Origin of the sequence: uncultured Ruthenibacterium sp., assembly GCF_963558415.1 — a bacterium.
Classification (GTDB): domain Bacteria; phylum Bacillota; class Clostridia; order Oscillospirales; family Ruminococcaceae; genus Ruthenibacterium.
Genome location: NZ_CAUWGY010000087.1, coordinates 1 through 9,596, shown reverse-complemented (window position 1 = coordinate 9,596; position 9,596 = coordinate 1). Strand labels below are relative to the sequence as shown.

5 protein-coding genes are annotated in these 9,596 nt (G+C 44.0%); all 5 read left to right on the top strand.

What is annotated here, in order from left to right:
* The coding region (locus tag AB5H98_RS11490; protein ID WP_367926035.1) for a PolC-type DNA polymerase III at positions 1-3,863 on the top strand (3,863 nt) is incomplete at its 5' end.
* A 164-nt stretch (positions 3,864-4,027) separates the two neighbouring features.
* A complete protein-coding gene (gene miaB, locus AB5H98_RS11485; protein WP_367926034.1) occupies positions 4,028-5,404 on the top strand; it encodes a tRNA (N6-isopentenyl adenosine(37)-C2)-methylthiotransferase MiaB in 1,377 nt (458 codons plus the stop codon).
* Between the two features lie 26 nt (positions 5,405-5,430).
* Positions 5,431-5,847: a YlbF family regulator gene (locus AB5H98_RS11480; protein ID WP_367926033.1), complete on the top strand. Its 417-nt coding sequence runs from the start codon at positions 5,431-5,433 to the stop codon at positions 5,845-5,847.
* Between the two features lie 37 nt (positions 5,848-5,884).
* A complete protein-coding gene (gene mutS / locus AB5H98_RS11475) occupies positions 5,885-8,491 on the top strand; it encodes a DNA mismatch repair protein MutS (protein ID WP_367926032.1) in 2,607 nt (868 codons plus the stop codon).
* A gap of 21 nt (positions 8,492-8,512) precedes the next feature.
* Positions 8,513-9,596 (top strand): DNA mismatch repair endonuclease MutL (gene mutL, locus AB5H98_RS11470; protein WP_367926031.1); only part of this gene is annotated, 1,084 nt, incomplete at its 3' end.

Here is a 9,596-nt window from a genome sequence, read left to right as displayed (position 1 = left end):
AACGTACTGGAACTCGCCCAACTGTGACGCTTTCCAGTGGAGACGAAGTATCGGCGGAAGCTTTAGAAAAAAGTGTGATGGAAAAGGTTCCCACGGTTCAGTTCAAGAAAAAAGACGTAGTGGCAACACTTCAGGTGCCGGGACTTACGTTGGAGCCGGAGGCGCCAATCAAATTGTTAACGGGACGACAGTTCCAACCGACAGATATGACCGCGCTGCGCGATATTGGACCAGACTCGAATAAAATCACGGTCTGGGGCGATGTCTTTTTCACCGAAATTAAAGGCAACTATAAAAAGATTTATTCGATTTCTATTACGGATTATACGAGTTCTATTAATCTTAAAATTCGAATGGAAGCGGATGAGACCAATGTCCCTTGGGACGATGTGTCAATAGGAGATACGTTGGTCGTTAAGGGAAATTGTGCGTTTGATAAGTATGAAGGAGATTATGTCATCTATCCGTATGATGTATTTAAGGTTGTCCGTCAGCAACGGCAAGATACTGCAAAAGAAAAACGTGTAGAACTTCATCTTCATACAAAACTCAGTAGCATGGATGGCTTTTGCGCACCTGGAGAAATTGTCAAAACAGCACATCGAATGGGACACCGTGCAGTGGCGATTACGGATCATGGTGTGGTGCAGGGATATCCAGAGGCGATGCTTGCAGCCGATGCGATTCACAAAAAGGATCCCGACTTTAAACTGATTTATGGTTGTGAAGCATATTTTGTGGATGACATGGTTCCAGTGGTATATGGAACAGCCAATGGAGATATGAAGCAGTCCTTTGTGGTGTTTGACCTTGAGACGACAGGTCTTTCTCCTCAGGAGTGTTTTATTACCGAAATCGGTGCTGTTATCGTAGAGAATGGAGAGATTACTGAAAGTTACAATGCATTTGTAAATCCCGGTTGCCACATTCCTGAAAAAGTTACTCAGTTAACAGGGATTACAGATGAAATGGTCGCGGATGCTCCCGGACAGGAAGAATCGGTTCGGGCTTTTTTGGAGTTTGTGCAAGGGCGTCCATTGATTGCGCACAATGCCCATGGATTTGATATTCGTTTTATTAGGGCCGCTGCAGAGCGCTATGGGATTCCTTTTGAAAATACTTACCTGGATACGCTACCTTTGTCTCAGGCGCTTTATGCTGGGTTGCGCAATTATAAGTTGGATACCATTGGAAAGTATTTGGAAATTCCGCCTTTTAACCATCATAGAGCATGCGATGATGCTCGTGCGCTTGCGCAAATTTTCGTTAAGGAAATTGAAGATTTGTCCATGCGGGGCGTAACGCAACTGGAGCAGGTGAATACTGGGCTGGGTGGTACAAGGGCTCTGGCAAAGAAAAACTTTCATCTTATTATTCTTGTGCAGAACAACGCCGGATTGAAAAATTTGTACAAAATTGTTTCGGCCGCGCATATGGACTACTTTTTCAAGGTACCACGTGTACCGCGTAGTTTATTGAATAAATATCGCGAAGGGTTAATTATTGGTTCTGCATGTGAAGCAGGTGAACTGTATCGCGCCATTCTCGAAGGGCGGAGCTTTGATGAGTTGTGCAAGATTGCATCGTATTATGACTTCTTGGAAGTTCAACCTTTGGGAAACAATGCGTTTATGGTGCGTGAGCATATTGTAGACAGCATTGAGAAGGTGCAAGAGTTTAATAAGACCATTATTCAAATTGGAGAAAAGCTTCACAAACCAGTAGTTGCTACGGGAGACGTACATTTTGCAGAACCCGAGGATGCAGTTTATCGTGCGGTGCTTCAGGCTGGAAATGGTTTTAAGGATGCGGATAATCAAGCACCGCTTTATTTTCGTACTACGGATGATATGCTTGCCCAGTTTGGTTATTTACCGCCGGAGAAAGCGTACGAAATTGTGGTGACTAATCCGAATCGAATTGCGGATATGATTGATGGTGATATTAGAGCGATTCCCAAAGGGCTCTATACGCCTACTATTGAAGGAGCCGACGAAACACTGCGTCAGGATACACTGAATAATGCAAAAGCAAGATATGGTGATCCTCTGCCAGAGCTTTTGGAGACAAGGCTTACGCGAGAACTGGATTCCATCATCAAACACGGGTTTGCGGTTCTTTATGTAATTGCTCAAAAACTAGTCCATAAGAGCGAGGAATATGGATATTTGGTTGGTTCCCGTGGATCGGTAGGTTCTTCTGCAGTCGCCCATTTTTCCGGCATTTCCGAAGTGAACAGTTTGCCACCGCATTATCTGTGCCCTAAATGTAAGTGGAGTTATTTTTATACGGACGGATCTGTAGCCGATGGTTTTGATTTGCCGGATAAAAATTGTCCTCGTTGCGGAACGAAGTGTCTGGTAGATGGGCATGAAATTCCTTTCGAAACTTTTTTGGGATTTGACGGTGATAAAGAGCCGGATATCGACTTGAACTTTTCGGGGGATGTTCAGTCTCGGATTCACCGTTATACAGAAGATATTTTCGGAAAAGATCATGTGTTTAAGGCAGGAACGATCTCCGGTTTACAGGATAAAACGGCCTATGGATACGTGAAAAAGTACTTGTCTGAGCGGGATCGAACCGTCAATCGCGCGGAAGAAAATCGGCTGGTCCAGGGATGTGTTGGTGTGAAGCGAACCACTGGGCAGCATCCGGGCGGAATGGTTGTTGTGCCGAGCAATTACGATGTCTTTGATTTTTGCCCGATTCAGCATCCTGCGGACGATAAAGAAAAAGGGTTAATTACGACTCATTTTGAGTTTAAATATCTTCATGACACGATTTTGAAACTGGATGAGTTAGGCCACGATGTTCCGACTATGTATAAATATCTTGAGGATATGACCGGAATCAAAATGGAAGATGTGCCAATGAACGATCAGCGCGTGATTTCACTTTTGACGTCACCGGAGGCTTTGGGCGTTACTGAAGAACAGATCGATAGCAAAACAGGTACTTTCGGTATCCCGGAAATGGGCACGAACTTTGTGCGAAATATGCTAATTGAAGCACAGCCCAAAAGTTTTTCGGATTTGATTCAGATTTCGGGTCTTTCCCATGGAACAGATGTTTGGAGTGGAAACGCACAGGATTTGATTAAAGACGGTGTTTGTACGATTTCGGACGTGATTGGGACCCGTGATAGTATCATGACCTATCTGTTGTACAAGGGCGTCGAGCCAAACCAGGCGTTTACCATTATGGAGCTGACGCGTAAAGGCAAAGTGGCGAAGGCGGGATTCCCGGAAGGCGTTGAGGAAATGCTGCGGGAGCATGACGTGCCCGAGTGGTATTTGGATAGCTGTAAAAAAATCAAATACATGTTCCCAAAAGGACATGCTGTGGCATATTTGATGGCTGCGGTGCGTTTGATGTGGTTTAAGGTATATCATCCGCTGGAATTCTATGCAACACATTTTACCGTGCGTGGTGAAGACATCGATTATGAAGCGGCCGTTGGCGGAGTAAAAGTGGCACGGCAGCATATGAAAGAGGTCAATCAGCGTATTCGGGAAAGTGATAAGAAGAATCCGAAAGATGAAAACATTCTTGCGGCTTTGCAGATGGTCAATGAAATGTTACAGCGCGGCTATGAGTTCGCTCCGATTCGAATCGGAAAGAGCCGGGCAAAGGTGTACGTAGTGGAAGACGGAAAAATTCGGCTTCCCTATATGGCGATGAAGGGCCTAGGCGAGGCAGTTGCCAATGAACTGGAGCGGGCAACGATGAGCGGACAGCAGTATCTGTCCGCAGAAGAATTGCAGGCGGCGACCGGTGCTTCCAGTACAATTATGGAAAATTTGTATGACATTGGTGCGTTGGGAGATTTACCACGCACTAGTCAGGTTTCTTTTTTCTGAAAAAAGTCATTTAAATCTTTTTAAACTGAGCATTGAAGATGGCAAAAACGCCACCGATTTCGGTGGCGTTTTCTGCTTGTTTTGTGACACAATTTGTAGTATACTAAAAAAGTATGTATGATCGACGGTGTGCGAAATTGCGTACGCTATAAAAGAGGTGTAAAATGGAACCCATTCGTTTTCAGAAGGATGAGACCGCAGCGCAAATTATACAAAATTATTATGGTCGAAAGCCCTATGTGTTTACTCGAAGCTTTGGTTGCCAGCAGAGCGTCAATGACGGCGAGAAAATTACCGGGGTCTTGGTGGATTTAGGATACGGCGTTTGCGAGCAAGAAGAAAATGCGGATTTGATTGTTTTCAATACATGTGCAGTGCGAGAACATGCAGAACATCGTGTGTTTGGAAACATCGGAGCTTTGAAGGGGCTTAAAGAAAAAAATCCCAATTTGCTGATTGCAATTTGTGGCTGTATGACCCAGCAAGCAAGTGTTGTGGAGAAAATTAAAAAAAGTTATCCATACGTAGATATTGTTTTTGGAACCAACGGAATCGATCTGTTGCCGGGTTTGATTTGTGAAAAATTGACGGATCGAAAGCGCGTATTGTCGCAACCGGTTGAGCGTAAGGAAATCGTGGAACAGATCCCTATTCAACGGGATTCCAGTTTTCGAGCGTTTTTACCCATTATGTATGGTTGCGATAATTTTTGCTCGTATTGTATTGTCCCTTATGTGCGCGGAAGGGAACGTAGCCGTAAAAGCCAGGATATTTTGGAAGAGTTTTCAGGTTTGGTAAAAGCAGGCTATAAAGATATTACCTTACTGGGCCAAAATGTGAATTCCTATGGAAAAGGATTAGAGGAAAAAATTGATTTTTCTACGCTTCTTCGTATGTTGGATGAAGTGCCTGGAGACTATCGCATACGCTTTATGACCAGTCATCCTAAGGATGCTACGCGCGAATTGATTGATACAATTGCACAAAGTCGACATGTCTCACATCATTTCCATCTTCCGGTTCAATCTGGATCCAATGAAATTCTTGAAAAGATGAATCGGAAATATACAGTGGAAAGCTATTTGGAATTAATTGAATATGCAAAGCAGCGAGTTCCTGATATGACCTATTCCAGTGATATCATTGTGGGATTTCCGGGAGAGACGGAAGAGGATTTTGAGCAGACGGAGTCATTGATTCGAAAAGTGGAATATATGCAGCTTTTCACCTTTATTTATTCAAAGCGCGGTGGTACGGTAGCTGCAACATTGCCGGATGAGACTACGCATAAGGAAAAAGCTGCCAGAATCGCGCGTTTGCTGTCGATTCAGGAACAAATTGTGGACAAGTTAACCGCCAAATTGATTGGTACAAATGCCCGTGTTTTAGTGGAGGGACCAGGCCGAAAAGAAGGAGTATATACTGGCCGACTTGACAATAATATGGTGGTTGAGTTTGAAGGATACGCACCTTTGGGAGAGTTTTCCGACGTACAGATTACTGCAGCCAAAGGCGCAGTGTTGAAAGGAATCTTACTATAATAGCTTGAGAAAGGAAGAAATTTATTATGGCAAAAGACGCAATTACAATGTTTAAAGAGGCTGCTCAGCAGCTTCAGAAAGAGGAAGCCTACTTGGCTCTGGAAGGAAGCAGAAAGGCAAACGATGAGGACGAAGCGCTCCAAACTTTGATTGGAGAGTTTAATTTGGCCAGAATCGATTTGAATAGCGAGTTGTCTAAGGCGGCGGATAAAGATCAGGAACGCGTGGAACAACTGAATATGAAAGTTAATCAGCTTTATAATGACATCATGGCAAATGAGCATATGATCGCTTACAATGAGGCAAAAGATGAGCTGGAAGCGCTTATGAATTATGTAAATGCAATTATTAATACAGCGGTCAATGGCGGAGATCCAATGTTGGTTGAAGAGCCGCAGGCTGGGTGCAGCGGAAGCTGTGCTTCTTGCTCAGGATGCCATTGATTATTGTTAAAATTTGAACGGGATGGTGTAGTACGGCATGGCGGCGCTTTCTCCCATGATGCAGCAGTATTTTGAGATTAAAAATCAACATCCGGATAAGATTCTGTTTTTTCGTCTGGGCGATTTTTATGAGATGTTTTACGACGATGCGATTTTAGCTTCTAAGGAGTTGGAACTTACACTTACAGGACGCGATTGTGGACAAGCGGAGCGTGCTCCTATGTGCGGAGTTCCGTTTCATTCCTACGAAAGCTATGTGGCGCGACTCATTGCCAAAGGTTATAAAGTTGCGATTTGTGAGCAAATGGAAGATCCCGCTTTGGCAAAGGGCCTTGTGAAGCGTGACATTGTGCGGGTGGTGACACCGGGTACAGTCATTGAAAGTAGCATGCTTCAAGACGATAAAAATAACTACATCGCAAGCATCTACATAAAGGATCACAGCGCAGGAGTCTGTTTTGCAGATATTTCGACGGGAACGGCACATACCACTTGCCTGACGGGAGAAAAGTTGGGTGTTGAAATTATTTCGGAACTGTGCCGTTTTTCTCCAAGAGAAATTTTGTTCAATTCTGAAATCATGCAGTATAAAGAAGTGACAACTTATATTAAACAGCAGCTTGCATGTGCAGTAGAATTGATGCAAACGGAACGTTATGATCCGGCTACCTGTTTGCAAGAGATACAGCTTCAATTTGGTGAGGATTGGGAAAAATCTACTGGGCTCAAAAGAGAAATGCCTGCCTTTAGCGCATTAGCGGTTTTACTTTCCTATTTGAAAGAAACGCAAAAGCGTGGGGTAGAGCGGCTTAAAACAGTTCATAATTATGCCGAAGCACAGTACATGCAGCTTTCTCCCGTGACCAGAGCCAATTTGGAATTAACGGAAACGATGCGAGGCCGTGAAAAGAGGGGCACCTTGCTTTGGGTGTTGGATAAAACACAAACAGCAATGGGAAAAAGGCTTCTTCGTCGCTGGATTGAACAGCCTCTTGTAAATGTAAATGCCATCAACAATCGCTTGGATGGCGTTGAAGAATTGTTTTCAGATTCCGTGGCGAGAGCGGAGTTGATTGCAACATTATCAAAAGTATTTGATATTGAGCGGTTGATGACGCGTACCGTATATGGATCAGCTTCCCCCAGAGAAATTTATTCTTTAGCGGTAACTTGTGACCAGATTCCACAGTTGCGCAAACTCATTTCTGAATTTCAAAGTTCAGAATTAGCTGCTATTTATGCAGATATGGATGAATTGTCTGATATCAAGGATTTGATTTTCAGCGCCATTGAGGAAGACGCACCGGCTTCGCTGAAGGATGGCGGAGTCATCAAACCGGGTTACAATGCGGAAGTGGATGAATTGAGAGACATCGTCCACGGCGGAAAAGGTTATCTGGCTACGTTAGAGGCAAAACTGAAAGAGGAAACCGGAATTCGGACTTTGAAAATAGGCTATAATCGTGTGTTTGGGTATTATATCGAAGTCAGCAAGTCTTTTACAGATCAGGTGCCTCAAAATTTTGTTCGCAAGCAGACATTGGCCAACGCAGAACGGTATATTACAGAAGATCTCAAGCAATTGGAAAATAAGATTCTTGGTGCCAATGAACGCTTAAACGTTTTAGAAAGACAACTTTTCGATGAACTGCTCCATAATATTTCAGAACAGCTTGTACGCATTCAGAGAACAGCGAGTGCCGTGGCTAGATTGGATGTTTTAACGGCATTGGCGGAGGTAGCTGCAAAGAATAATTACGTAAAACCTCAAGTGGATGACGGCGATGCGTTAGAAATTATTGAAGGCCGTCATCCGGTAATTGAGCAGATGCTTCATGGGGCATTGTTCGTTCCAAACGATACGGTTTTGAATTGTGGCGATGACCGCATGCTGATTATTACCGGACCGAATATGGCTGGAAAATCAACATACATGCGGCAAACCGCTTTAATTGCTTTGATGGCACAAATTGGAAGTTTTGTGCCTGCAAAGAGTTGTCGAACAGGTGTGGTAGATGCAATTTTTACGCGCGTAGGTGCGTCGGATGATCTGGCGGCTGGTCAATCCACTTTTATGGTTGAGATGACCGAAGTTGCGGAAATTTTGCAGTATGCTACGCGAAAAAGTCTTGTAATTCTGGATGAAATAGGGCGAGGAACTTCTACTTTTGACGGGATGAGTATTGCCCGAGCTGTGGTAGAACATATTGCAGACAGAGAGACCGGCATCGGGTGCAAGACACTATTCGCTACGCATTATCACGAATTGACAGATTTGGAAAACTCTTTGGATGGAGTGAAAAATTACAATATTGCCGTAAAAAAGCGCGGAGATGATATTACCTTTTTGCGGCGGATTGTACGTGGCCCTGCCGATGACAGTTACGGAATTGAAGTTGCTAAACTGGCTGGGCTTCCCGATGAGGTTACAAGCCGTGCAAAAGAGGTGTTGAAGGTTTTAGAGGCAAGTGCACCTAACGCGGACCGTGTAACACAGTTGGATTTTGATAACTTTGAAAAATTTGCAGAAAAACCTGTTCCGAGCGCTTTAATCGAACGTCTGGAGGCTGTGGATGTCGAAACGCTTACACCATTGGAAGCGTTAAACTTCCTTTATGAACTGAAACAAACATTGTCTCAATAACTCATAGAAGAGGTGAAACTTTTGGCCCAAATTTGTGTTTTAGATAAACATACAGCAGAATTAATTGCTGCCGGTGAGGTGGTTGAACGGCCTTCATCTGTAGTGAAGGAGTTATTGGAAAATGCCATCGATGCAAAAGCAAAAAATGTTACAGTTGCTATTGAGCATGGTGGAATTTCTATGATTCAGATTTCGGATGACGGAACTGGAATTGAGGCTGAAAGCATCCCTACTGCTTTTTTGAGACATGCTACTAGTAAAATTCAAACAGAAGACGACTTGGAAAATATTCACACCTTGGGTTTCCGTGGTGAGGCGTTGGCGTCAATTGCGAGTGTTTCTCGGGTGGAACTTCTTACAAAAACAGAGCAAGATGAGTACGCATATTGCTATAGAATTAGCGGTGGGGAAGAAGAAGGAATCGAACCGGCGGCACGTCCACAGGGGACGACTATAACGGTCAGGGATTTGTTTTATAATACACCGGCTAGAATGAAGTTTCTCAAGAAAGACACGAGTGAAGGAAACTATGTTAGCGATGTAGTTAGCCAATTGGCTCTTTCTCACCCTGAAATATCTTTTAAATTTTTGCGTGAGGGTAAGATACAATTTCAGACTCCGGGCGATGGCAAGCTATTGAGCGCAGCTTATGCAGTTCTTTCCAGAGAGTTCGCTAAAGATTTGTTGAGCGTGGGTTATGTACACGAGAATTATCAAGTAGATGGGTTGGTTACTCCTCCTAAAAATGGTCGAGCCAGTCGGTCAATGCAATATTTCTTTATTAACGGGCGCTTTGTGAAGAATCGAACGATGATGGCTGCTTTGGAAGCTGCCTATAAAGGGGTTTTGATGCAGGGGCGTTTCCCGGGTTGTGTGCTTAATGTACATATGCCGGTACAATTGGTGGATGTGAACGTACATCCTGCAAAGACAGAAGTTCGTTTTGCCCGAGAAAAAGATGTCTTTGATGTGATTTATGCGGCGGTAAAATCCATTCTGCTTACGCCGCAGTCTTCATCAAAAACACTTTCTTTTGACGAGGTTTCGCATTCGCATCCAAACTCAGAACCTAAGGCAGTGCAGCCGGCAGCGCAGAAAAGTGTTC